This window comes from Halopseudomonas sp., assembly GCF_036961105.1.
In the GTDB taxonomy this organism is placed as follows: Bacteria; Pseudomonadota; Gammaproteobacteria; order Pseudomonadales; family Pseudomonadaceae; genus Halopseudomonas.
This window is the reverse complement of record NZ_JBALWW010000001.1, coordinates 455,235-479,524: the sequence shown is the minus strand read 5'-3', so window position 1 is coordinate 479,524 and position 24,290 is coordinate 455,235. Positions and strand designations below refer to the sequence as shown.

The following is a 24,290-nucleotide window of genomic DNA, read 5'->3' as shown; positions in this document are numbered from 1 at the left end:
ATCCTCACAGCCACAGCTTCTTGACGTCGCGTCCACCGACGGACAGGTTGACCATGGCACGGGTAACCATGATGGCACTGAACATGGAGGTCAGAATCCCCAGCGACAGTGTAACGGCGAAGCCCTTGATCGGCCCGGAGCCCATGGCAAAGAGGATCACACCAACCAGCAGAGTGGTCAGGTTGCCATCGATAATGGCCGAGAATGCCTTGTCGTAGCCTTCGTGCACAGCACGCTGCGGCGACATGCCATTGACCACTTCTTCCTTGATGCGCGAGAAGATCAGCACGTTGGCATCGACCGCCATCCCCAGCGTCAATACGATACCGGCGATACCCGGCAGGGTCAGGGTGGCGCCCAGCAGCGACATCAGCGCCAGTAGCAGTACCAAGTTGAAGCTAAGCGCTATGCCGGCAGCCACGCCGAATGCGCGGTAGACCAGCACCATGAAGATCAGCACCAGGGCAAAGCCCACCTGAGTCGCGGTCACGCCCTTGGCAATGTTCTCTGCACCCAGGCTTGGGCCGATGGTGCGCTCTTCAACAAAGTGCATGGGCGCCGCCAGACCACCGGCACGCAGCAGCAGCGCCAGCTCCGAGGCTTCCGCCGGAGAATCCAGACCAGTAATGCGGAACTGATTTCCCAGCGCGCTCTGGATGGTCGCCAGACTGATGATCGACTTCTCTTCAACGAAGGCCGGAATTTCGACCTGCTGCTCAACACCATCAACTTCCTGCGTCACGGTACGGCTGATCTGGCGCTGCTCGATGAACAGCACCGCCATACCGCGACCGATGTTGTTGCGGGTGGCGCGGTTCATCAACTCGCCACCATGGCTATCCAGCTTGATGTTGACCTGTGGGCGGCCGTTTTCATCGTAGTTGGATTGCGCATCGGTCACCTGATCGCCGGTAATGATGATGCTGCGCTCAACCGCAGCCGGTGGCCTGCCGTTGCTGCCACGGTACTCGAAGGTTTCGGTGGTGGCGGCCGCCGCATCGGGCTCGGCGGCCAGACGGAACTCCAGGTTGGCGGTCTTGCCCAGCACCCGCTTGGCTTCAGCGGTATCCTGCACGCCGGGCAATTCGACCACAATACGGTTGGCGCCCTGGCGCTGAACCAGCGGCTCAGCCACACCCAGCTCGTTCACGCGGTTGCGTACCGTGGTCAGGTTCTGCTTGACCGCATATTCGCGAATATTGGTGATCTCGGCCTCGGTCAGCGCCAGCTGCAGCACTTGCTGCCCGTTGCGCTCAACCGACTCAAGAGCAAACTGGCTGTACTGTTGGCCGATCAAACGACGCGCTTGCGACAGCTGCTCCTCATCGGCAAAGCCGAATTGCAGCGTGGTGCCCTGGGTGGGCAGACTGCGGTAGCGCAAACCTTCTGTGCGCATCAGGCCGCGCAGCTCGCTCTGATAGACGTTAACGCGTGATTCCAGCGCCTTGTCCATATCCACCTGCAACAGGAAGTGCACCCCGCCAGACAGGTCCAGACCCAGGGTCATGGGACCGGCGCCGATGTTGCTCAGCCATTCGGGCGTGGTCGGAGCCAGATTCTGTGCCACCACGTAATCGCGGCCCAGCGCATCGCGCACTGCATCCTGCGCTTGCAACTGATCGCTGCGATTGACCAGACGCACCAGACCCGAGCGGCCATTGTTGCCCAGCTCGCTGCCTTTGGTCTGCAGGCCAGCCGCAGCCAGCGCCTGTTCAATTCGATTGAGGTCCGATTCTTCGATGGTCTGCGTGGAACTGGCACCGGAAATCTGAATCGCAGGGTCATCCGGGTACAGATTGGGCATGGCATAAACCAGACCAAGTGCGAGCACGGCCACAATCAGCAGGTACTTCCAGAGGGGGTAACGGTTGAGCATATCAGGGCCTGATAGCAGTCCGGGCGCCTTGTCGGCGCCCGGAACAGAGTTCTACATTAAGGATTAGATGGCTTTCAGCGTGCCCTTGGGCAGCACGGCGACAATGGCGCCTTTCTGAAACTTCAGCTCCTGGCTGTCACTGACTTCCAGCACCACAAACTCGTCAGTCACTTTCTTGACCTTGCCCAGAATGCCACCACCGGTGACCACTTCGTCACCCGCGCTCAGACCGGAGATAAGATTCTTGTGTTCCTTTGCCCGCTTGGCCTGGGGGCGCCAGATCATCAGATAGAAGATGACCACGAAACCGACCAGAAAAATCCACTGCAAGCCACCGCCCATAGGGTCCTGGGCTCCGCCAGCTGATTGCGCCATGGCGGCGGGAATGAAAAAGCTCATGTGACACTCCTGTTATTGAACTGCAAGATAATCGGTTATGGGGGCGATTCGGGCGCTAATCAAGCCTGCAACGGCGGAACCGGCAAACCGAGTTTGGCGTAGAAGTCATCCACAAAGTCGGTCAATGTACCCTGTTGAATGGCACTGCGCAAACCTGCCATAAGCCGCTGATAATGCCGCAGGTTATGGATGGTATTGAGCATGCTGCCGAGCATTTCGCCGCACTTGTCCAGGTGATGCAGGTAGGCGCGCGAAAAGTTCTGACAGGTGTAGCAGTCGCAGGCCGCATCGAGCGGATTCTGGTCGTGCCGGTGCACCGCATTGCGGATCTTGATCACGCCGGCGTCGGTAAACAGATGGCCATTACGCGCATTGCGCGTGGGCATCACGCAGTCGAACATGTCGACGCCGCGGCGCACACCTTCCACCAGATCCTCCGGTTTGCCAACGCCCATCAGGTAACGGGGTTTTTCCGGTGGCATGTGGCCGGGCAGAAAATCCAGCACGCGCATCATCTCGTCCTTCGGCTCGCCGACCGACAGCCCGCCAATGGCCAGGCCGTCAAAGCCAATCTCGCACAGACCTTCCAGCGAACGCAGGCGCAGACTTTCATGCATGCCGCCCTGGACGATGCCGAACAGCGCCGAGGGGTTACCTTCGTGGGCCGCCTTGGAACGCTTGGCCCAGCGCAGTGACAACTCCATGGAGCGCCGCGCGGTGTCTTCGTCCGCCGGATAGGGCGTGCATTCGTCGAAGATCATCACGATGTCTGAACCCAGCTCGCGCTGCACCTGCATGGATTCTTCCGGCCCCATGAACACCTTGGCGCCATCCACGGGCGAGGAGAAGTACACGCCCTCCTCCTTGATCTTGCGCATGGCGCCCAGACTGAACACCTGGAAGCCGCCGGAGTCGGTGAGGATAGGGCCCTTCCACTGCATGAAGTCGTGCAGGTCACCGTGCTGCTGAATCACCTTGGTGCCGGGGCGCAGCCACAGGTGGAAGGTATTGCCGAGAATGATCTGCGCGCCGATTGCCTCGACATCGCGCGGCAACATGCCCTTGACCGTACCGTAGGTGCCGACCGGCATGAATGCGGGAGTTTCCACTACGCCACGCGGGAAGGTCAGGCGGCCGCGACGCGCCTTGCCGTCAGTAGCCAACAACTCAAATGACATGTGACTCATTGCGATACCTCTGGGCCACGCGGGACCGGATTGCGGGTGATGAACATGGCATCACCATAACTGAAAAAGCGATAACCCTCGGCCACCGCGGCGGCGTAGGCAGCCATGGTTTCGGGATAACCGGCAAAGGCCGAAACCAGCATAAGCAGGGTCGACTCCGGCAGGTGAAAATTGGTTACCAGGGCATCGACCACGTGGAAGGACCTGCCGGGATAGAGAAAGATATCGGTGTCACCACTGAACGGCTTGAGTACGCCATCGCGCGCGGCGGATTCCAGCGAGCGTACGCTGGTGGTACCCACAGCGATCACCCGGCCACCCCGCGCCTTGCATTGCTCCACCGCAGCCACTACCTCTGAACTGACTTCCAGCCACTCCTGATGCATCACGTGCTCTTCGATGCGCTCGACGCGTACCGGCTGAAAGGTCCCGGCGCCCACGTGCAGCGTCACCTCGGCGGTAGCCACGCCCTTCTCGGCAATCGCCTGCAGCAACGCCCGATCAAAATGCAGGCCGGCAGTGGGTGCAGCCACGGCGCCTTGGCGCTTGGCGTAGACCGTCTGGTAGCGCTCGCGATCGGCCTGTTCATCCGGACGGTCGATATAGGGCGGCAGCGGCATGTGGCCCACGCGATCGAGCAGCGGCAAGACCGGTTCGGCAAAGCGCAACTCGAAGAGCGCATCATGCCGTGCCACCATCTCGGCGCTGGCGTCGCCGTCGAGCAGGATCCGACTGCCTGGCTTGGGCGATTTGCTGGAACGAATATGAGCAAGCACGCGGTATTCATCCAGCACCCGTTCGACCAGTACTTCCAGTTGCCCACCCGTTTCCTTGCGACCAAACAGCCGCGCCGGAATCACCCGGGTGTTATTGAATACCATCAGATCGCCCGCACGCAGATACTCAAGCAGATCGGCAAAGTGCCGATGGCTCAGCTCACCACTGGGGCCATCCAGGCAAAGCAAGCGGCTGGCGCGGCGTTCGGCCAGCGGATGGCGCGCGATGAGCTCATCGGGCAAAGTAAAGGCAAAATCACTGAGACGCATGCAGGGAGCGGTTCCGGCGGAGTTTCAAAGGGGGCACATGATAGCGGAAATCGCATCTTTCCGCGATCCAATGCGCTATCTATTGACGGTGAAGGATTGACCTTGGCATCTACAGCTTCGTATACTCCGCGCCGGCTTGCAAAAAGCGCAATGCCTCGATGGCGGAATTGGTAGACGCGGCGGATTCAAAATCCGTTTCTGGTGACAGAGTGGGAGTTCGATTCTCCCTCGAGGCACCATCCGAGCTGCTCGGATGGTGAAGTAGATTCAAGGCAAGCCCCTGGAACAAGCCAGCCATGAGCTGGTTTTTTTTCGCCTATCGACAATGCATCAGGGCAACTGCAGCCCACCCGCCGCGCGGTGCTGTTCACGCAGGCGCGCCACCAGCAACTGCAGATTGCGTTTGCCGTCGGCAATTTCGTCCTGACGACTCGCGTCCAAAAGCTTCAGCAATTGCTCGTCAAGACTGGCCGCCATCTCCCGCAGACGTCGTTTCCCTTCACCGCCGGCCGCCTCCAGCTCCAGCCACTCGCTCGCTTGCGGCAATCCGTAACCTGCTTTCAACAGTTGGGCCGGCCGGCTGAGAAAACCACTATCGACAAGCAATTGCTGCAGTAGCTGCTCGGTCTGTTCGAATGCTTGATCGCCCGCCTTGCCCGATCCCAGATAGCGCTCCTTGAGCTCCTGCTGCACCAGCAGCAGCTGCCGACGCTGCGCAGCCTGTTCCAGCAGCAACAAGGCTGCCGTGGTGCGCTGATCGCCTTGGCGCAACCAGGGCCTGCGCTGCGCTGCGGGCAGCGCCAGCCAGTCTTCCACCCGCTGCGGAGTGACCTGCAGACGGGTGCTGATCAATGCGAACATCGCCTGGTAGCGGTCGCGGTAGGAATCAAAAAAATAGCCTCGGCGCATGGCGTGCTGGCGGTCGGCAAGCGCTGAGGCATCTGCCAGATCATGGGCCTGCAGTAAACTCAGCAGGCCCGTGGGCGTGATGCTTTCCAGGTCGCGCAGCCGCTCATCATTGGTACCGCTGCGCAGCAGCTTCAAGGTTTCCACGGCGCAGTTGTTATTGATGAAATAATAGTTGCCGTCATAACTCCAGTGCAGCTGGGCTGCCTGCTGCAGCAGCGCACCACGCTGCGCTGCGCTGAGCTGTAGCGGAATCGAGCTGAGGCTGCGCAGCTCCAGCTTGGTGTATTCATCCACCACCTGGGTGAGCGGCAAGATGAACAGCCGCGAGGGATATTCGCCGGTCAGCCCGTCCCAGCTCGACAGCTGCAGGTCGTCCACGAAAGCGCGAAATGAGAGCACCAGGTGTTCATCCACGTCCAGCATGCAGTCGGGGCCGGGCGGGCGTCCTGGTGCGCAGATGACCAGACGCAGCATGCTGTGCCCCCAGCGACTGGCCCACTGCTGATTCGGCTCTGCCAGCAGATAATGCACGGCGTAAACACGCTGAGGATCAAGCTGCGCCAATGCCGGCTGTGCCGATTCCAGGCTGGCATTCAGGTAAGGATAAGTTGCCGAACAGGAACCCGCCGTGTCCGGCGCCCAGGAGAAATGCGCGCGAAAGTAGGCAAACAGAGCCGGACGCCTGCAGGCGTATTGCGGGTCGAGCAGAAAATATTCGAGGTTGACCGCCACAAACTCTGCAGGACTGGACAATTCGTAAGCGTCCGGACTGCGGTCCCGCTGCTGATTGTCCGATTCCCGCGCCCCTCTTGCTCCGACGCGCTCAGGCCAACCGGCCAGATCCAGCAGACGCGGATCATCGCTCAAGGTGAAACGGCGCCGAGCCTCACCCCGACAGCGCGGCGCCAGGCCAACGGGCCCCGCGCTTTGCTGCTGCTGGCACGCCCACCACAATCGCCGTTCAGCCAGAGACCCATAGCGGGCGCGATCATAAAGATGTGCAAGCTCGTGCACCAGGGTCGCCAGTAACTGCCGGCGGGCGTCCGGTGACGCCTCGCGCCGCGTCAGTGCCGGCAACCAGCGGTCGTTGAGCAGCACGTTACCGCTGGCAGTCGCGCGGCCTATCACCTGCCCATCCAGCCCGGCAGCCCAGCGCACAGATACAGTTTCATCCAGCCGACTCAGCAAGGTCGGCGGGAGCACGGCCAAAGCGTCGTCCAGTAACCCCTGCGTTGCACTCGCTTCAGCCGGGGTCAGCGCTTGCGTGGCCAACTCCAGATGCAAGGCCGCCGGCACTGGCACTGCCAGCATCAGCCAGCTCAGCAGGCCATAGGCAGACCATTTCAACGGGCGAGAATGGCCTCGGCCAATTGCATGTCGCTGGCGTGCAATGCCGGCTGCTGCGCGCGGATATGTTGCAGGGCCGCCTCAAGGCGCACCCCGCGGATGCTGCCGCCGCTGGCGACAAAGCTCGCAGCGTCGTCACGCGCCTGCAACAACACCTTGTCGTTACCGCCCGAGCTGACGTCACTGGTACCCTCAACGCTATTGGCCAGCGAGGCGCCAATAGTGTCGGTGGTGGCAACAAAACTGCTGGCAGACGCCAGACCGGAACAGGCCAATACGGCGGCGACAGCAATCAGCGGAAATATCTTCATCAGATGGCGCTCCATGACAAACGGAAAGAGAGGTCGTCGCACCCGGCGGGCGCGACTCCTGACAAGCTTAAGCATAGTCGCTTTCAGTGCGGGATAGTTCACTTGGCTGCAGCCTGCAACGAAAATCCCAAGGTCGATCGGCCTGCCAGCCTGCCCAGGACGAAGCCAGGCATTTTGTCCAGGTATGACCGTACCAGCCAGACACGCCATGAATATCGGCCCTTAAATATCGGCGTGCTGCAGATTATGACCTGGATCGCTGCTCTCATCGCCGGGATGCTGTATCTCGGTTACCCGGATATCCGTCACTTTCCCGGCCTCGGCCTCTGGGTGCTGCGAGAGGATATACTCGCGCGCCTCTTCATCACTCAGGCTGGACTTGTCGAGCTCCAGCTCGACGGAACCGGGGTCGTTGTCGAGAATATACCCGACCAGATAGAAATGCTTTTTCGACATCAGAGGTCTCCCACGCAGATTGCTAGTCCTCAGTAGACCCGCTGGCGTTGACCTATAGTTCCCCCTGTCTCAGCCTGACAGCCCCGCAGTCGGCCCGCACATGGCAAAAAGCCCTGCATAGGCAGGGCTTCGATGGCAGCGCGGCTCTGGCTACGGTACAGCTTACAGCTCGTCGAGAAAACGCTCGGCGTCCAGCGCTGCCATACAGCCGGCACCGGCTGAGGTGATAGCTTGCCGATAGACGTGGTCAGCCACATCGCCAGCGGCAAAAACACCGGGAATGTTGGTCTGGGTCGCATTGCCCTCGGTGCCGCTTTTGATTTTCAGGTAGCCATCGTGCATGTCCAACTGGCCCTCGAACAGACTGGTGTTGGGCGTGTGGCCAATGGCAATGAAGACACCCGCCAGGGCAATATCTTCGGTGCCACCGCTGTTCAGCGCGATGCGCATGCCGGTTACCCCGGTCTCATCGCCCAACACTTCGTCCAGCTGCGCATTGAGCTTCAGCTCGATCTTGCCTTCCGCGACGCGGGCCAGCAGCTTGTCGACCAGGATCTTTTCGGCGCGGAACACCTCGCGGCGATGCACCATGGTCACTTTCTTGGCGATATTGGCCAGATACAACGCTTCTTCCACGGCAGTGTTGCCACCACCCACTACAGCGACATCCTGATTGCGATAGAAGAAACCATCGCAGGTCGCACAGGCAGAAACGCCCTTGCCCATGAAGGCTTCTTCAGAGGGCAGGCCGAGGTAACGTGCTGACGCACCCGTCGCAATGATCAGCGCGTCGCACTGATACTCACCGCTATCGCCCCAGAGGCTGAAGGGACGCTTGCTCAGATCCACCTTGTTGATATGGTCGAACTGAATTTCGGTCTCGAAGCGCTCGGCGTGCTTGCGCATGCGCTCCATCAGATCCGGCCCCTGCAGCCCTTCAACATCGCCCGGCCAGTTGTCGACTTCGGTAGTGGTGGTCAACTGCCCCCCCATCTGCATCCCGGTAATCAGCAATGGTTTGAGATTGGCGCGTGCAGCATATACCGCTGCACTGTAACCGGCTGGACCCGAGCCCAGGATGATCAGACGAGAGTGACGCACTTCAGACATATAAGCCTCCGTTTCACCACCGCAGTGGCGAGCTAAAAAAAGCAGAGCGATCCTGGGTCAAGGGGAACCCGCCAAAAGGCCGATCGCTCTGGAAAATCGATTGATTGTCAAAGCCTGCTTGCGTGCTCGGCCAGATAGCTGGCGACCCCTTCGGGGCTCTCCTGCATGCCTTTCTGGCCCTTGCGCCAGCCGGCAGGGCACACCTCGCCGTGCTCTTCGGTAAACTGCAGAGCCTCGATCAGTCGAATCATCTCCTCGACCTCGCGCCCCAGTGCCAGATTGTTGACCACCTGGTGCTGCACAATTCCGGCTCGATCTATCAGAAAGGAGGCGCGCAGTGCCACGCCGTCTTCGTGCTCAACGCCGTAGGTGCGGGTAATCTCGTGCTTGACGTCCGCCACCATGGTGAAGCCGACCGGGCCAATGCCGCCCTTCTCCACTGGCGTGTTACGCCAGGCATAATGCGTATACTGCGAATCGACCGAGATGCCGACCACCTCCACGCCCAGGGCGCGGAACTTGTCCATCCGATTGTCGTGGGCGATGATTTCCGACGGGCAGACAAAGGTAAAGTCCAGCGGCCAGAAAAATACCACAACATATTTGCCGCGCAGCGAAGAGAAGGCGAAATCCTCTACAATGCTGCCATCGGCAAGCACCGCCGGCGCGGTAAAATCCGGTGCCAAGCGGTTGACCAGTACGCTCATCGCGACCCTCCCGAGCCATCTTCAGGGACGCAGCTTACGGCGTCCTTTGCCATGTGAAAATTGCAAAGACCTTATCAGCCAAATAGTTTACCCCTATAGCCCGGACCAAGCCCATATTTCCGCGAGGAACCCAGCATCATGAAGGCTACATTCGACATTCTGCGCGGCCCCGATTACCTCAAGGAAGGTTGGCGCACCCTGCGGCAGCCGGGGCTGCGGCGCTTTGTGGTGATACCACTGATCCTCAACCTGCTGGTGTTTGTAGCCCTGATCGGCTGGGGCATACAGCAATTCAATCTGCTGATGGCTCAACTGATGCCCCAGTTGCCCGACTGGGCCTCCTTCATCGAATGGTTGCTGTGGCCGTTGTTTGCTCTGGTGGTTCTGCTGATCCTGTTCTTCGGCTTCAGCGTGGTCGCCAATATCATCGCCTCGCCCTTCTATGGCTTTCTGGCCGAGAAGATAGCCGAGCAGGAGCGCAATGAAGTCAGCCCGCCTACCAGCTATCGCGACATACTGCTGGTCGTGCCGCAAAGCGTGGGACGCGAGCTGCGCAAACTACTCTATTATCTGCCGAGGGTGGCGGTACTGCTGCTACTCACACTGATCCCGGTGGTCAACCTGATCGCCTCGCCCCTGCTACTGGCCTTCGGCGTATGGATGATGGCGGTGCAGTACATCGACTATCAGGCCGACAACGAGAAAGTGAGTTTTATCGACATGCTGCGCTGGATGCGCGGGCGTCGTGGTATCGCGCTGGGGTTCGGACTACCAGTGTATGTGGGCATGCTGATTCCGCTGGTCAACCTGCTGGTGATGCCTGCAGCCGTGGCCGGCTCTACCCTGCTGTGGGTGCGCGAGCGTCAGCCCATCACAAAAACGTAACAAGTATGTAACACCGACATCATGACCCGAGACCATACTCGGTTCATGAACATAGCCCATCCCCCCGCCCAGTGCTTTGCGCTGGTCACCGAAACCTATCCGCCGCAAATCAACGGGGTCAGCAGCACCTTGGGCAAACTCTGCCAGGGCTTACTGGGGCGCAGCCATCGGGTGCAACTGATCAGGCCAGCCATAGCGGGCGAAAAGCCCGGTTTGAGACAGTCGGGCAACCTGCTGGAAAGGCGGGTGCGCGGCCTGCCCATCCCGGGCTACCCTGGCCTGCAGTGGGGGCTGCCGGCGCGCCGCAAACTCAAGGCGTTGTGGAGCCGACAACGGCCGGATGCCGTCTACCTGGCCACCGAAGGCCCACTCGGCTGGTCCGCGCTACGCCTGGCCCGCCGCATGAAGATACCGGTAATCAGCGGCTTTCATACCAACTTCCAGCAATACAGCAACCATTTCCACCTAGGCCTGCTGCATGATCCAGCCTTGCGTTATCTGCGCTGGTTCCATAACCAGACGCAACTGACCCTAGTGGCCAGCTCTACCCAGCAGCGCGAGCTGAGCCGACTGGGCGTGCAGAACCTGGCACTGCTGGGACGCGGTGTGGATTGCACGCATTTTCATCCGGCGCACCGCAGTCAGAGCCTACGCGACACCTGGGGCGCCAGCGCTGAAGACACCGTGCTGCTGCACGTGGGGCGATTGTCGCCGGAGAAGAACCCGGAGCTGTTGATCGAATGCTGGAATCAGGTAAAGGCAGCCCATGCAAATGCACGCGGCAAACTCTTTATGGTGATAGTCGGGGATGGGCCCTCGGCAAGAGAGCTGCGCAAGCAGATGCCGGACGCGACATTCGCCGGCGCGCTGACCGGTGAGCCGCTAGCCAGCGCCTATGCCAGCGCCGATATTTTTGTTTTCCCCAGCCTGACGGAAACCTTCGGCAACGTGGTTACCGAAGCCATGGCTTCCGGCTTGGCCGTGTGCGCCTTTGACACCGCTGCCGCGCACCAGCACATTCAGGATCGCTACAGTGGTTGCCTGGCGCCACCGAGCCACGACAGGGTGTTTATCGATAATTTGAATTGGTTGATACAGGACGTCGAAGGTCGCCGCAGTATTCGTCTGCACGCCCGGCACCGTGCCTGCCAGTTGGACTGGCAGAGCATAGTGCAGCGTTTTGAGCGCAGCCTGCGGCAGGCTGCCCTGAGCCAGAGCATGCCCGCGCAGGCCGTCCCCAGCAAGTAGGACGGCCCGCGCCCTGACACTCAGACCAGAGTTTTCAGCGCTTCGCGACTGAAGGGTTGAATATCCGCAAAGCGACCTTCGCGCACCTTGTCGGCCCATTGCGGGTCGACCAACAGCGCACGCCCTACCGCGACCAGATCAAACTCGCCAGCGCCGAGACGGGTTAGCAGGTCGTCGATATTGGCGGTCTGCGCCACCTTGTCGGTATTGACCATGAACTCCAGAAACTCGCCGTCCAAACCCACGCTACCCACAGTGATGGCCGCCTTGCCAGTGATCTTGCGCGTCCAGCCGGCCAGGTTCAGCTCCGAGCTTTCGAATTCAGGCTCCCAGAAGCGTCGCTGCGAGCAATGGAAAACGTCCACACCCGCCTCTGACAAAGGCGCCAAAAACTGCTCAAGCAGCTCGGGCGTGGGCGCCAGGCGAGCGGTGTAGTCCTGCTGCTTCCACTGCGAAAAGCGGAAGATGATCGGGTAGTCAGGCCCTACTGCCGCGCGCACCGCTCGGATGATCTCCACGGCGAAACGGCCGCGATTCTCCATGCTGCCACCGTAGCTGTCGGTGCGCTGGTTGGTGCCTTCCCAGAAGAACTGGTCAATCAGATAACCGTGGGCGCCGTGCAGCTCGATGGCGTCAAAGCCGATTGCCTTGGCATCCTTGGCAGCCTGGGCAAAAGCCGCAACCACCTCGTCGATGTCGGCCTGGGTCATGCCCTTGACCAATACCTTGCCTTCCTTCTGTTTTTCCATCGGGCCAAACCCCGGCACCTCCGGATCAGGCTCGGTGCCCAGACGTCGAACATTGCCGACATGCCACAGCTGCGGAGCTATCTTGCCACCCGCCGCGTGTACCGCATCCACCACCTGCTTCCAGCCGGCCAGCGCTTCGTCGCCATAGAAGTGCGGCACGTTCGGATAGCCGTTGGCGCCGGCATGATTGATCACAGTGCCTTCGGTCACGATCAGGCCCACACCCGACTCGGCGCGGCGACGGTAATAATCAACTACGCCCTGGTTCGGTACGCCCTTGGGCGAGAAGTTACGGGTCATGGGCGCCATCACAATACGGTTGCTCAGGGTCAGCGGACCCAGGGTGATAGGGGCAAACAGCGGGGTTACGTCAGCAGACATGCGTGAATCCTCTTGGTGTCTTGGTCAATACGCGGCGATCGACAGGTCGCTCAGCTGCAGAGCTGACCGGTCGTCTTGTTTATTCAGGGAAAATCTCAGGGCTGCAGCAGACGCTCCAGTTGCGCGATAAACACGCGCAAAGGCGCAATCTGTCGATCCGTCTTCATGCGCAGCAAGGCGCCCTCCCAAGCGGCACCGATAAAGCTGGCCAGTGCTGCGGGATCCTGATCGGAGGCAATTTCACCCGCCGCCCGCGCCTGCTCCAGGCACTCGGCCAGCACCTGGCTCGAACGCTGCAGAATGGCCGCAGCAGCAAAACCTATAGGCTGGCTCTCATCGGCCTTCTCATGACAGAGACTGCCGATGAAACATTGGTGGGAAGGCTGCTCCTGGTTGGCGAAGTAGCCAATCAGGTCACGGTAGCAACGCAGCACGCGCTCGCGCGGCGACAGCTCAGGGGCACTCAGGGCAGCCGCAAATCGCTCGATGCGCGGGCTGTAATAGTAGTGCAGCGCCTGAATGGCGAAATCTTCCTTGCTCTCGAAGTAATGATAGAAGGAGCCCTTGGGCACACCTGCGCCCTGGGTGATTTCCTGCACACCGGTGCCGTTATAGCCCTTGCGCAACATCACGCTGGTGCCGGCGGCAAGAATGCGCGCGCGTTTGTCCTGGATCGTATTCATGCAAGCACTATACGACCGGTCAACTTTATTTAATAGAGTCACCGGTAACTATTGATGGCAGTGATAGTGCGAAATCTGAGCGTTACCCTCGCCGCCAATGTGCAGGCGAAAAAAAACCAGCCCCGAGGAGCTGGTTTTATCGTGCGGTGGAGCGCTGTTATCAGTGCTCTACGCCACCTTCGCCATGGATATGACCATGGGCCATTTCGTCTTCGGTCGCTTCACGCACATCCACTACTTTGACATCGAAGGTCAGCTGCTCGCCGGCCAGCGGGTGGTTGCCATCAACGGTGACCTCATCGCCTTCCAGCGCCTTGATGGTAACAATCTGCATGCTGCCGTCAGGACCTGACGCGTGGAACTGCATACCCACTTCCAGTTCATCAACGCCTTCAAACATGTTACGGCCCAATACGGCAATCAACTCGGCGTTGAATTCGCCGTAGGCTTCGGCCGGCTCGACAGTGACATTCACCGCATCACCCGCCTGCTTGCCTTCCAGCGCTTTCTCCAGGCCGGGGATAATGTTGCCAGCGCCGTGCAGGTAGACGAGCGGAGCGCCACCATTGGAAGAATCCAGCACTTCGCCCTCTGCATTGGTCAGAGTGTAATCGATGGAAACAGCCTTGTTGGCAGCAATCTGCATAATCTCGTTCCTATCATTTGCTTAAAAATCGTGAGTGTACGCGGATTAACCCGCAAACGCACGGCTTGACCCGACTAGCGGAGCGACTGAAGATGAGGTCACACAACAGCCGCCGCGCTTGAACCTTGAGTGCCAAAGGACATCAAACCGCTGGCACGCTGCGCAAAATGCGCCTTCATTATCGGCAGCCATGGGGCTGCTCATTGACACAGGAAGATTGACGTTACCATGACAAAACGCCTGGTACTGGTCATCAACGGTGGCAGCTCTTCAATCAAGCTGGCACTGCGCCAACAGGGAAGTTCAAAACCCCTCTTCGAAGCCCAGGCAGAACGCCTGAACACCCCGCAAGCCAGCTTCAGCTGTTCCGGTGGCGAAACGCAGAGCCTTGGCGATGCCGACCACCGCGAGGCGCTCAACGCCCTGTTGCCATTGATCAAGAAGTACGCGCAACTGCCGATCAGCGTAGTGGGTCATCGGGTAGTTCACGGCGGCGAGCAATTCACCGGAGCACGATTGATCGATGACGAGGTCCTTGCGGGCATCCAGGCCAATGCCCCCTTGGCCCCCTTGCACAACCCGGCCAATCTGAGCGGCATTCGTGCCGCCACGGAACTGCTGCCTGACATTCCCCAGGTGGCGGTTTTTGACACCGCCTTCCATCAGAGCATGCCGCCCCATGCTTTCCGCTATGCGCTGCCCGATGAGTTGTATGCCGTGCACGGCGTGCGGCGCTATGGCTTCCACGGCACCAGCCATCAGTATGTTGCTCATCAGGCCAGCCTTTTGACCGGTCGCCAGGACGGCTACGGCGCCTGGCTCAGCGCGCACCTGGGTAACGGCTGTTCCAGTTGCGCCATTCTCGATGGTAAAAGCATGGATACCAGCATGGGCCTCACGCCGCTGGAAGGCTTGGTAATGGGCACGCGCAGTGGCGATGTCGACCCCAACCTGCACGCGCATCTGGCCCGCACCCTGGGTTGGGATCTGCCGCGTATCGAGCAGTTGCTCAACCGCGAAAGCGGCCTGCTTGGCCTCTCGGGTCTGTCCAATGACATGCGTGAGCTGGAACAGGCGCGTGCCGACGGCCACGGCGGGGCGCAGCTGGCTATTGAGGTATTCTGCTACCGCCTGGCACGTTCGCTGGCTGGGCTGGCGGTCGCCTTGCCGCGCGTCGACGGGCTGATCTTTACCGGCGGCATCGGCGAAAATTCCGCCCTGACGCGTGCCCTGACGCTCAATCATCTGGCGGTCATGGGTCTGCACCTGGATCCCGATCGCAACAGCGGCCTGCCCCGCGGCGAAGCCGGCCGCATTGAAGCGCCGGGCTCACCGGCTATTCTGGTGATACCCACCGACGAAGAGCGGCAGATCGCCGAAGAAAGCCTCACCGTGATGGATCGCCAGCCCGCGCAAATGGAAACCCCGGCATGAGCCTGCATACCTTTTTTGTTGCCCCCACCGGTTTTGGTGTGGGCCTGACCTCTACCAGCCTGGGGCTGATCCGCGCGCTGGAACGCACCGGCCTGCGCGTCCATTTTCTCAAGCCCATCGCCCAGCCGCATCCGGGCGATGAAGGCCCGGAGCGCTCCACCGAGCTGATCAGTCGCACCCTGGGCCTGACCCCGCCCGCCGCCATGCCGCTGGCCGAGGTAGAACATCTGCTGGCCATTGGCGAACTGGACGACCTGATGGAAGAGATGGTCAGCCGTTATCAGCAGGCCGCCAAGGATGCCGATGTGGTGGTAGTCGAGGGCATGGTGCCGACGCGCCAGAGCAGCTACGCCGCGCAGATCAATCAGGCGCTGGCCAAGAGTCTGGATGCCGACGTCATTCTGGTGACCACCCCCGATGGCGACGACATGGCCACCCTGGCCGATCGTATTGAAATTCATGCCCAGGCCTTCGGCGGCCCGGCACATCCCAAGGTTCTGGGCGTAATCGTCAACAAGGTGCACGGGCTGGAAGAAGAGGTGCTGGCCGATGTGCCCGACGCCCCTACGCTGAAGAACACCCTGAAACAGTTTGCTCTGGACCTGAAAAAAGCCTCGGTGCGCCTGGATACCGAAGACTTCCGCCTGATCGGCTGCGTGCCCTGGCAGGATGAGCTCAACGCGCCACGCACTGCCGACATCGCCACGCTGCTGAAAACCACCGTATACCATCCCGGCGACATGCAGCAGCGTCGGGTGATGGAAATCGCCCTCTGTGCCCGCACCGTGCCCAACATCATCGACCGTCTCAAGCCCGGCACCCTGATAGTCACCCCCGGCGACCGCGACGACATCATCATCGCCAGCAGCCTGGCCTCGCTCGCTGGCACACCATTGGCGGGCCTGTTGCTGACCGGCGACATGGCACCCGACCCGCGCGTGGTGCAGCTGTGCCAGCCGGCGCTCGACCAGGGTCTGACCATTCTCGGCGTGCGCACCAACAGCTTCGACACCGCCACCCAGCTCGACCGCATGAACCGCGAGATACCGATCGACGACCGCGAACGCGCCGAGCGGGTAACCGACTTCGTCGCCTCGCACATCGACCATGCCTGGCTGGCCAAGCGCTGCGATACGCCGCGTGAAAAACGCATGTCGCCGCCCGCCTTTCGCTACGAGCTGGTGCGTCAGGCGCAGCGTGCCGCCAAAACCATTGTACTGCCCGAGGGCGACGAGCCGCGCACCGTGCAGGCCGCCGCCATCTGTCAACGCCGCGGCATTGCCGATTGCATACTGCTGGCCAAGCCCGAATCGGTGGAAGCCGTGGCGCGCGCCCAGCACATCACCCTACCCGAGGGGCTGAAGATCATCGATCCGGACCAGGTGCGCGAGCGTTACGTTGCGCCCATGGTCAAGCTGCGCGAAGGCAAGGGTCTGAACGAGCCCATGGCACTGCAACAACTGGAAGACAACGTGGTGCTCGGCACCATGATGCTGGCGCTCGACGAGGTAGACGGCCTGGTCTCCGGCGCCATCCATACCACCGCCAACACCATTCGCCCGGCCTTCCAGCTGATCAAGACCGCGCCCGGCTACAACCTGGTGTCATCGATCTTCTTCATGCTGCTGCCCGAGCAGGTGCTGGTCTACGGCGACTGCGCGGTCAATCCCGACCCCAGCGCCGAGGATCTGGCCGAAATTGCCATCCAGAGCGCACGTTCGGCGGAAACCTTCGGCATCCCCGCGAAGGTTGCCATGATCAGCTATTCCACCGGCAGCTCCGGCAGCGGCAGCGAGGTGGAAAAGGTCCGCGAAGCCACTCGCCTGGCGAAAGAACGCGAGCCCGGACTGTTGCTAGACGGCCCACTCCAGTATGATGCCGCCGCCATTGCCAGCGTCGGTCGCCAGAAAGCGCCAGACAGCCCGGTGGCAGGCCAGGCCACGGTATTCGTGTTCCCCGACCTGAACACCGGCAACACCACCTACAAGGCGGTGCAGCGCAGCGCCAACGTCGTCAGCGTTGGCCCCATGCTGCAGGGTTTGCGCAAACCGGTGAACGATCTGTCGCGTGGCGCGCTGGTGGATGACATTGTCTATACCATCGCACTGACGGCCATACAGGCCTATAACAACCAATAAGATAATTGCGACGACCGCCCCGCGGCGGTCCTGCCCACGAGCCCAATGCCATGCTGTCTTTTCTACCTGCCTTTGTACGCGGGACCCTGGCCACCTTTCTGCTGGCCCTGAATACCATATGCTGCGCCTCGCTGCTGTTCATCGTGGCGCTGTTCAAGCTGCTGCCGATCGCCGCGCTGAAAAAACTCTGCACCCTGATCATGATCGAAGTTGCCGAGCTTTGGATGTACTGCAACAGCGGTTGGATGAAGCTGGTCGGCAGTACCCGCTGGGAGGTAGAGGGGCTTAGCCAGCTGGATTATCGCGGCTGGTACCTGGTGACCAGCAACCACCAGAGCTGGGTCGACATACTGGCGCTGCAGCACGTATTGAACAAACGCATGCCGATGCTCAAGTTCTTCCTCAAGCAGGAGTTGATCTGGGTGCCGGTAATCGGGCTCTGCTGGTGGGCGCTGGATTTCCCCTTCATGAAACGCTACAGCAAGGCCTACCTGGAAAAGTATCCCGAGAAGGCAGGCCAGGACCTGGAAACCACCCGCAAAGCCTGCGAAAAATTCAAGACCACACCTGTTGCGGTGTTCAATTTCCTTGAGGGCACCCGACTGACTCCCGCCAAGCATGCGCAGCAGCAATCGCCCTTTACCTATTTGCTCAAGCCAAAGTCAGGTGGGGTTGCCTTTGTACTGGACGCCATGGGTAGCCAGCTGCGTTCACTGCTCGACATTACCATTCACTATCCCAACGGCAATCCCAGCTTCTGGGATCTGCTCAGCGGCCAGGTGCCGCACGTAGTCATGCACTGCGAACTCAAGCCGATACCGGCTGAATTCCTCGGCAAGGATTACCAGAACGATGCCGCTTTCCGCGCGGACTTCCAGGCTTGGGTAAACCAGCTTTGGCAAGACAAGGATGCCCACCTGGCGCGCCTGCACGCTCAATACCCGACGCCAGCGGATCGCGCCCGGGGCAATGACTCCTGATTCGGCAACCGCCGCGCCAACGGCGAGACATAAAAAAGCCGCGCCAGAATGACTCCGGCGCGGCTTTTCTTTGATCTGCCGTCTTACATCTGACGCAGATTGATCTCTACCCGGCGATTCTGCGCACGACCCGCTTCGGTATCGTTACTGGCAATCGGCTGGCTCGGCCCGACGCCTGCGCTGCTGATGCGACCGCCGGCAACACCCTGCCCCGACAGGTAGGAGGCAACAGCGCTGGCACGTTCACGCGACAGGCGCATGTTCAACTCATTGGAACCGGTGCTATCGGTGTGACCCACGATGTTGATACCGTTCTGATCAAACTCCTTGAATACCTTCACCAGCGAATTCAGCGTTGGATAGAAGCTGCTGGAAATATCCGATGAGCCAGACGCGAAAGTGATATTGCCCGGCATGACCAGTTGAATGCTGTCGCCGTTACGCACGACCTGCACGCCGGTACCGGTCAGTTCCTGACGCAGGCGCTGTTCCTGCTTGTCAACGTAATAACCGTAACCACCGCCGGCTGCACCACCCACCGCAGCGCCAATCAAAGCACCCTTGCCACGGTCCTCATCACTGGAGGTGGCGGCGCCAATGGCGGCCCCGGCCAGCGCACCTATACCACCATACTTGGCGGACTTGCCCGCTTCTTCTTCGCCGGTGTAAGGATTATTGGTACAACCGGTCAATACCAGCGCGCACACGCCGGCAGCAATCAAACCTTGGCTTTTCATCATGTTTTTCCCTTTCTTCTGTTATCTGTTTGATGGCGGCCACACAGAGACTGGCAGCGCAATAGCGCCATGCCTCCCTGCGAAACTGCATTGGATGGGTCCTGATTCACGTTAGCCTCGAATAAAGGGGTTGTCGCGAATCTCGTCGCCAATACGCGTATCCGGACCATGGCCAGTTACCACTACAGCTTCTTCATCCAAGCTATAGAGCCGATCGCGGATGGATCGTTCAATTTTCTGGTAATCACCGCCCCATAGGTCGGTCCGCCCGATACCACGCCGAAACAGGGTATCGCCGGCGATCAGCAGCTTGTCCTGCGGAAACCAGAAGCTCATCGAGCCTGGCGTGTGTCCCGGCGTGTGCAACGCCACGCCGCAACCGCAGGCCAGCTCCTCGTCATCATGCAGCCATTGATCCGGCGCCGGCACCGGCTTGTAGGGCACGCCGAACATCTTGCACTGCATTTCCAGATTGTCCCAGAGGAACTGGTCTTCCTGGTGAAGGTGCAGGCTGGCGCCGGTAGCCTTCTTCATCTCTCCGGAGGCCAGAAAATGATCCAGGTGTGCGTGGGTATGAATGATGCTGACCACCTTGAGGCCCAGCACGTCCAGCCGATCAAGAATCAGTTGATGATCGCCACCGGGATCAATCACCAGCGCCTTTTTGCTGATAGGGTCGCCGATGATGGTGCAATTGCAGCCAAGCGGGCCGACCGCAAAGGTTTCACGGATCAGCGCGGTTGGCGCGGGCGCGACAGCAGACATACAACCTCCTTGCAATGGCAGGCGCTTTGGCGCGCAACGGATAGCAGACAGCGTGCAGTATAACCAGGCACGGCAGCACTTTTGTGTTTGTCTGCGCGTATGGCTGGCCAAAATACGGCGCTTGGCTACGCTGTAATCTTGACCGCAGTGACCACTTCGCCAATCAGGGACCAGAGAGGGCAGCAGATGAGCATGATCACTTCACCCGTGTCGTTACGTGCGCTCAGTGGTTTGGCAGTGACAGCAATTGCAGTCTGGGCCAACCCGACCAGCGCGGGCGGTATCATGCTTTACGAAGCAGGTCAGGAAAGTGCCGGCCTGGCCAATGCCGGCGCCGCTGCCCTGGCCACCGACCCCAGCGTGCTGATGAGCAACCCCGCCGGCATCTCGCAACTGGAAGGAACGCAGATCAACGCCAGCGGCCAGTTGATCATCGGTGACATCAAATTCTCACGGGATGCCAGCAGCGACTTTACCGGCGGCAACGGCGGCAATGCGCTGGATTATCTGCCGGGCGCCAGCTTCTTCATCAGCCATCAGCTGGACGACAGGTCCAGCATCGGCTTTGGCCTGTACGGCAACTTCGGGCTGGCGGTGAAGTACGACGACGACTGGGCCGGGCGCTATTTCACTCAGCAGGCCGCTATCATCGGACTGAGCCTGGAGCCAGTGTATTCCTACAAGGTGGACGACAAGCTGTCGCTGGGAATTGGGCCGCGCATCATGTATGGCTACTATCGCACCGAGGCAGCGGTGGACAATAACGTGCTTGGCCTCGGCGGCGCACGCAGCGACGGCCAACTGGAATACCAGGACACCGATATCGGCCTGGGCCTCAATCTGGGCGCGCTCTACCATCTCAACGAGCGCATGGACATCGGCCTGGCTTACACCAGCAAGGTGGATCTCGAATTTGAAGATCGCCCCCGTTTCGACAACATCAATAACCCGCTACTGAACACCGCGCTGCAAACGGCCAATATCAACAGCCTGGAGTTGTCCATGCAGGTGCCACAGACCCTGCTGCTGAGCACGCGCTATCAGGTCGATCCGCAGTGGACCCTGCTGACCAGCCTGGGCTGGCAGGACTGGAGCCAGTTTGGCGACATAGGCGTGGAAGTGGAGGCCGCCGCCGGTAGCGTCTCTACCGGGGTGGATCGCCAGTATCAGGATACCTGGCATGTCTCGGCGGGCGCGCAGTATCAGGCCAGCCCGCAGCTGCGCTGGAGCATGGGGGTCGGCTACGACAGCGCCATGGTCGAGGACGCAGACCGGACGGCAGACAATCCCGCCGCCGATACCTGGCGTTTTGCCGGCGGGCTTAACTACAAGGTGGACGACAGCCTCGACCTGCACCTGGCCTACACCCTGGTCTGGCTGGGCGACATGGAGCTGTCGCAAAGCAAGGCCCGTTCCGGCGATACGCTCTATGGCAGCTATGACAGCAGCGCTCTGCATATTCTGGGTGGCGGCGCGGTGTGGCGCCTTTGAGCGCCCCGGCCAAGCTGCAGCGCTGAGCCTTCGCGATCATGCTCCGACCGATTGACTACCTCAGCTTGTTCACCCTGCTCTCTGCGCCATCGGCGCTGGCCGCCCCCCTGCAACTGACTCAGACCAGCGTGGAAGACAAGATCAATGGCGTGCTCGCGCTGATGTCCTATTCGATGACGCTGGATCTCGCCTCCAGCGCGCTGCAAATCAATGACAACGAAACCGGCGACCCGGCACTGACCATGACTCAGCTGGGCGGCGGCGCCACCATGAGCGATGAGCTGCCACTGTATCTGGAGGGCTCGATTGCCTACAGCCGTTACGACCCCAAGTTCGTTGCCAGTGACGGCATCGATACCCGCAGCATTCCGGTGAAATGGACCTCGGTGTCCGCCGCCGGTGGTATCGGCTGGGACTTTGCACTGAATGATGAATGGGTCATACGCCCCATCGGCAACATCGCGCTGGGCTACATCAGCAGCGACATCAATTCGGCTCGCCTGTATCTGAGCTACGAGCTGGACCGCGAGATCGAGTTTCTCGACGATGGCCACATGAGTTCACTGGGGCTGGGTGGCGCCATGATGCTCGACTGGGAGCGGGTGCGTGACGACTACGAAGCCGATCTTGAGCTGCGCTACAGCTACCTGGATCTGCAGAATATCGGTGGCGACCGGGCCATCGAGGGCAATGTGACTGCACAGACCGCCAATCTCTGGACCCGCTACCGCGCCCCCACCGGTTGGACTGTGATGCACAACCCGCTGCGCTACGTGCTGGAGTACTCGCACTCGGAGTACCTGGGTGAGCAACGCGGCGCGCTGGGCTTTGTGCGCCTGTCTACCGTCGGCGCGGGCATAGAATTTGATTCCAGCGCCTACCCGGTTTTCATCACCCGTACGCGGGTGCTGATTCGCCAGATGTTCGGCGATGGCGTATCCGGCACCGCCCTGAGCCTGGCGGTCAGCTTTTGATCGCTCCCCCAGATACGAAAAAGGCGTATGGAGTGATCCATACGCCTTTTTGTTGTGCCGGCCTGCCACAGGCAAGCCGGTACGATCAACGCTTAGCGAACACCTGCCTGACGCAGCGCCGTGGGCGTAAAGTCGTTGCTTGACGCCTTGTAGCTGTAGTCGTAGTTGTTGCGCTCTTCGTTGTTCATGCCCATGGCCAGATAACGACCAGCCACCAGGTCATACAGGGTTTCCATCGCATAGCTTGGAACCTTGTCGGGGAAGCGCTGCAGGGCTTCGGCCTCAGCCACACGCCAGAGCTCGCCACGGCCATCGTAATGGTCGATGTGCGCAGCCTGCCAGGAGTCTTCGTCAAGGAAGAAATCGCGCTTGGCATAGATATGACGCTCGCCTTCTTTCACGGTTGCGGTCACGTTCCAGACGCGGTGCAGCTCGTAACGCACCAGATCCTGGTTGATGTGACCGGCCTGGAAGATCTGATCGTACTTGACGTCGGGCGACGCCAGCTCAAAGTTGTTATACGAGATGAACATCTCGCGCTTGCCTTCGAGTTTCCAGTCGTAGCGGTCAGGCGCGCCGTTGTACAGATCCAGGTTGTCGGAGGTACGCATGCCATCGGCTGCGGTACCTGGGCCATCGTAGGACACCTGTGGAGCGCGACGAACGCGGCGCTGGCCGGCGTTATAGATCCACGCCATGCGCGGATTCGCGACCTGGTTGATGGTCTCGTGCACCAACAGTACGTTACCGGCCAGACGGCTCGGGTCGGTTACCTGCTGCTTGAAGTAATACAGCATCTCATTGTTGGCGCTGGCATCGTAATCGGTCAGGGCACTTGGCAGCACGTACTCTTCAACAAACCGCACCAGGTTGTAATTGCCGTTCACCTGCGGGGTGGCCTGCGTCACGGTGCGCTGCAGCGAAGCACCGCGGTAACGGGTGATCTGGTTCCAGATCACTTCCAGACCATCCTTGGGAATGGGGAAGGCGTAGGCCATCTGATAATTCGTCAAGCCATTGCCACCGGCAACCAGCTCGGTATTCGCAGCATTGTGCTTGGCCGCGTCGTAGACTTCCTGCGGCAGGGCAGCGCTGCGGCGGCTTTCAAATACGCGCATCTTGAAGGTTTCAGGATAGCGCTTGAACATGGCGATCTGGCCTGGGGCCAACTGATCGGCGTATTCCTCGTAGTTGGCTGCGGTAATCACGAACAGCGGCTGGTCGTCGGCGTAGGGATTGGCAAAGAAGCCATTGGCGTCCACGGCGGCAGCGTCGGTTGCCAGACCACCGGTCCAGGCCGGAATGCTGCCTGCGGCGTTGCCGGCAGTTTCGGCGCCTACGGGGGTCAGGCTGTTGCCGAGCTCGGCAACTTTCTGTGCGTCGGCAGCGGCAAAGCTGATCTGTGCGGCCAGCGCGGAGGCCAGAAAAGTAGAAGCAAGAAGAATGGGTTTCATCGATTCGCCCTTGTTTTGCTTGATTATTGGCGGCTCAGCGCTGCTGGAACTCCACAGCTACAAGGCCGGATGGGTGACATCAAGGAAGCGCGGCCATCGCGCCTGCATAAAGTGTAGACGCACAAAAACGCCCGTGCCGCAGGGTCATTGACCACGGCAACACAGCGTTAAGGATTGTTAGGCTTTTTATATTCCTTGAGGAGCCGAGCACTTTATAGATTGGGATGCTGGCAATCAAGCCCGTCTGTCCCACTTCAAGCCATTATTCAAACCTGAAATGATAGCCGCAAAGCCTGTTGCCACGGGCGCTGGAGCGCGCAGAAGCGACAACCCAGGCACTTGCCGATGAGACATTCGGTGACAATTGCTCAGCAGAC

The 24,290-nt window shown here is 60.4% G+C and carries 22 protein-coding genes and 1 tRNA gene; 8 read left to right on the top strand and 15 right to left on the bottom strand.

Going from position 1 to position 24,290, the window contains the following annotated elements:
- Nucleotides 1–4 precede the first annotated feature (4 nt).
- From secD to queA, 4 genes are all read right to left on the bottom strand, one after another.
- Nucleotides 5–1,876 carry a protein translocase subunit SecD gene (secD, locus tag V7756_RS02175; protein ID WP_335608517.1) on the bottom strand — a complete coding sequence of 624 codons (1,872 nt, stop codon included), beginning with the start codon at nucleotides 1,874–1,876 and terminating at the stop codon, nucleotides 5–7.
- 63 nt (nucleotides 1,877–1,939) lie between these two features.
- Nucleotides 1,940–2,275, bottom strand: coding sequence for a preprotein translocase subunit YajC (yajC, locus tag V7756_RS02170; RefSeq protein WP_335608516.1), 336 nt, complete (start codon nucleotides 2,273–2,275; stop codon nucleotides 1,940–1,942).
- A 59-nt stretch (nucleotides 2,276–2,334) separates the two neighbouring features.
- Nucleotides 2,335–3,453 (bottom strand): tRNA guanosine(34) transglycosylase Tgt, encoded by a 1,119-nt coding sequence (tgt, locus tag V7756_RS02165; protein ID WP_335608640.1) that lies wholly within the window; start codon nucleotides 3,451–3,453, stop codon nucleotides 2,335–2,337.
- Between the two features lie 5 nt (nucleotides 3,454–3,458).
- Nucleotides 3,459–4,508, bottom strand: a complete 1,050-nt coding sequence (gene queA / locus V7756_RS02160; RefSeq protein ID WP_335608515.1) for a tRNA preQ1(34) S-adenosylmethionine ribosyltransferase-isomerase QueA — start codon at nucleotides 4,506–4,508, stop codon at nucleotides 3,459–3,461.
- Nucleotides 4,509–4,660: 152 nt separating this feature from the next.
- Between queA and V7756_RS02155 the strand changes: the two genes are divergently transcribed.
- A tRNA-Leu gene (locus tag V7756_RS02155) sits at nucleotides 4,661–4,747 on the top strand.
- A 91-nt stretch (nucleotides 4,748–4,838) separates the two neighbouring features.
- Here V7756_RS02155 and V7756_RS02150 read toward each other — a convergent pair.
- From V7756_RS02150 to V7756_RS02130, 5 genes are all read right to left on the bottom strand, one after another.
- A complete protein-coding gene (locus V7756_RS02150; protein ID WP_335608514.1) occupies nucleotides 4,839–6,728 on the bottom strand; it encodes a DUF7844 domain-containing protein in 1,890 nt (629 codons plus the stop codon).
- A 32-nt stretch (nucleotides 6,729–6,760) separates the two neighbouring features.
- Entirely contained in the window at nucleotides 6,761–7,075 is a 315-nt protein-coding gene (locus tag V7756_RS02145; RefSeq protein WP_335608513.1) for a DUF2388 domain-containing protein, read from the bottom strand.
- Between the two features lie 222 nt (nucleotides 7,076–7,297).
- Nucleotides 7,298–7,531 carry a hypothetical protein gene (locus V7756_RS02140; protein WP_335608512.1) on the bottom strand — a complete coding sequence of 78 codons (234 nt, stop codon included), beginning with the start codon at nucleotides 7,529–7,531 and terminating at the stop codon, nucleotides 7,298–7,300.
- 162 nt (nucleotides 7,532–7,693) lie between these two features.
- Nucleotides 7,694–8,641: a thioredoxin-disulfide reductase gene (gene trxB, locus V7756_RS02135; RefSeq protein WP_335608511.1), complete on the bottom strand. Its 948-nt coding sequence runs from the start codon at nucleotides 8,639–8,641 to the stop codon at nucleotides 7,694–7,696.
- 107 nt (nucleotides 8,642–8,748) lie between these two features.
- Nucleotides 8,749–9,348, bottom strand: a complete 600-nt coding sequence (locus V7756_RS02130; RefSeq protein ID WP_335608510.1) for a peroxiredoxin — start codon at nucleotides 9,346–9,348, stop codon at nucleotides 8,749–8,751.
- Nucleotides 9,349–9,486: 138 nt separating this feature from the next.
- Between V7756_RS02130 and cysZ the strand changes: the two genes are divergently transcribed.
- Entirely contained in the window at nucleotides 9,487–10,233 is a 747-nt protein-coding gene (gene cysZ / locus V7756_RS02125; protein WP_335608509.1) for a sulfate transporter CysZ, read from the top strand.
- Between the two features lie 45 nt (nucleotides 10,234–10,278).
- Entirely contained in the window at nucleotides 10,279–11,481 is a 1,203-nt protein-coding gene (locus tag V7756_RS02120) for a glycosyltransferase family 4 protein (RefSeq protein ID WP_335608508.1), read from the top strand.
- 20 nt (nucleotides 11,482–11,501) lie between these two features.
- On the opposite strand, the gene V7756_RS02115 is transcribed toward V7756_RS02120, so the two are convergent.
- The 3 genes from V7756_RS02115 to V7756_RS02105 all read right to left on the bottom strand — a co-directional run bounded on the left by V7756_RS02115 (nucleotide 11,502) and on the right by V7756_RS02105 (nucleotide 13,940).
- Entirely contained in the window at nucleotides 11,502–12,611 is a 1,110-nt protein-coding gene (locus V7756_RS02115) for an NADH:flavin oxidoreductase (RefSeq protein ID WP_335608507.1), read from the bottom strand.
- Between the two features lie 95 nt (nucleotides 12,612–12,706).
- The gene (locus V7756_RS02110; RefSeq protein ID WP_335608506.1) at nucleotides 12,707–13,294 is read right to left on the bottom strand and encodes a TetR/AcrR family transcriptional regulator; all 588 of its coding nucleotides are present in this window, start codon (nucleotides 13,292–13,294) and stop codon (nucleotides 12,707–12,709) included.
- 160 nt (nucleotides 13,295–13,454) lie between these two features.
- On the bottom strand, nucleotides 13,455–13,940 hold the full coding sequence (locus tag V7756_RS02105) for an FKBP-type peptidyl-prolyl cis-trans isomerase (RefSeq protein ID WP_335608505.1): 486 nt from the start codon (nucleotides 13,938–13,940) through the stop codon (nucleotides 13,455–13,457).
- A 228-nt stretch (nucleotides 13,941–14,168) separates the two neighbouring features.
- Between V7756_RS02105 and V7756_RS02100 the strand changes: the two genes are divergently transcribed.
- The 3 genes from V7756_RS02100 to V7756_RS02090 are packed head-to-tail and all read left to right on the top strand — an operon-like array spanning nucleotide 14,169 to nucleotide 18,492.
- On the top strand, nucleotides 14,169–15,374 hold the full coding sequence (locus V7756_RS02100) for an acetate kinase (RefSeq protein WP_335608504.1): 1,206 nt from the start codon (nucleotides 14,169–14,171) through the stop codon (nucleotides 15,372–15,374).
- A gap of 2 nt (nucleotides 15,375–15,376) precedes the next feature.
- Nucleotides 15,377–17,512: a phosphate acetyltransferase gene (gene pta / locus V7756_RS02095; RefSeq protein ID WP_335608639.1), complete on the top strand. Its 2,136-nt coding sequence runs from the start codon at nucleotides 15,377–15,379 to the stop codon at nucleotides 17,510–17,512.
- Nucleotides 17,513–17,562: 50 nt separating this feature from the next.
- Nucleotides 17,563–18,492 carry an acyltransferase gene (locus tag V7756_RS02090; protein WP_335608503.1) on the top strand — a complete coding sequence of 310 codons (930 nt, stop codon included), beginning with the start codon at nucleotides 17,563–17,565 and terminating at the stop codon, nucleotides 18,490–18,492.
- A gap of 83 nt (nucleotides 18,493–18,575) precedes the next feature.
- On the opposite strand, the gene V7756_RS02085 is transcribed toward V7756_RS02090, so the two are convergent.
- Both V7756_RS02085 and V7756_RS02080 read right to left on the bottom strand, forming a co-directional pair.
- A complete protein-coding gene (locus tag V7756_RS02085) occupies nucleotides 18,576–19,232 on the bottom strand; it encodes an OmpA family protein (protein WP_335608502.1) in 657 nt (218 codons plus the stop codon).
- Between the two features lie 108 nt (nucleotides 19,233–19,340).
- The gene (locus V7756_RS02080) at nucleotides 19,341–19,994 is read right to left on the bottom strand and encodes an MBL fold metallo-hydrolase (RefSeq protein WP_335608501.1); all 654 of its coding nucleotides are present in this window, start codon (nucleotides 19,992–19,994) and stop codon (nucleotides 19,341–19,343) included.
- Nucleotides 19,995–20,186: 192 nt separating this feature from the next.
- On the opposite strand from V7756_RS02080, the gene V7756_RS02075 reads away from it, so the two are divergent.
- Together V7756_RS02075 and V7756_RS02070 are read left to right on the top strand one after the other, a co-directional pair.
- Nucleotides 20,187–21,485: an OmpP1/FadL family transporter gene (locus V7756_RS02075; protein ID WP_335608500.1), complete on the top strand. Its 1,299-nt coding sequence runs from the start codon at nucleotides 20,187–20,189 to the stop codon at nucleotides 21,483–21,485.
- Nucleotides 21,486–21,523: 38 nt separating this feature from the next.
- Nucleotides 21,524–22,459 (top strand): autotransporter domain-containing protein, encoded by a 936-nt coding sequence (locus tag V7756_RS02070; RefSeq protein ID WP_335608499.1) that lies wholly within the window; start codon nucleotides 21,524–21,526, stop codon nucleotides 22,457–22,459.
- A gap of 92 nt (nucleotides 22,460–22,551) precedes the next feature.
- Here V7756_RS02070 and V7756_RS02065 read toward each other — a convergent pair whose 3' ends face one another.
- Nucleotides 22,552–23,913, bottom strand: a complete 1,362-nt coding sequence (locus V7756_RS02065) for a DUF1329 domain-containing protein (RefSeq protein ID WP_335608498.1) — start codon at nucleotides 23,911–23,913, stop codon at nucleotides 22,552–22,554.
- Nucleotides 23,914–24,290: the final 377 nt, after the last annotated feature.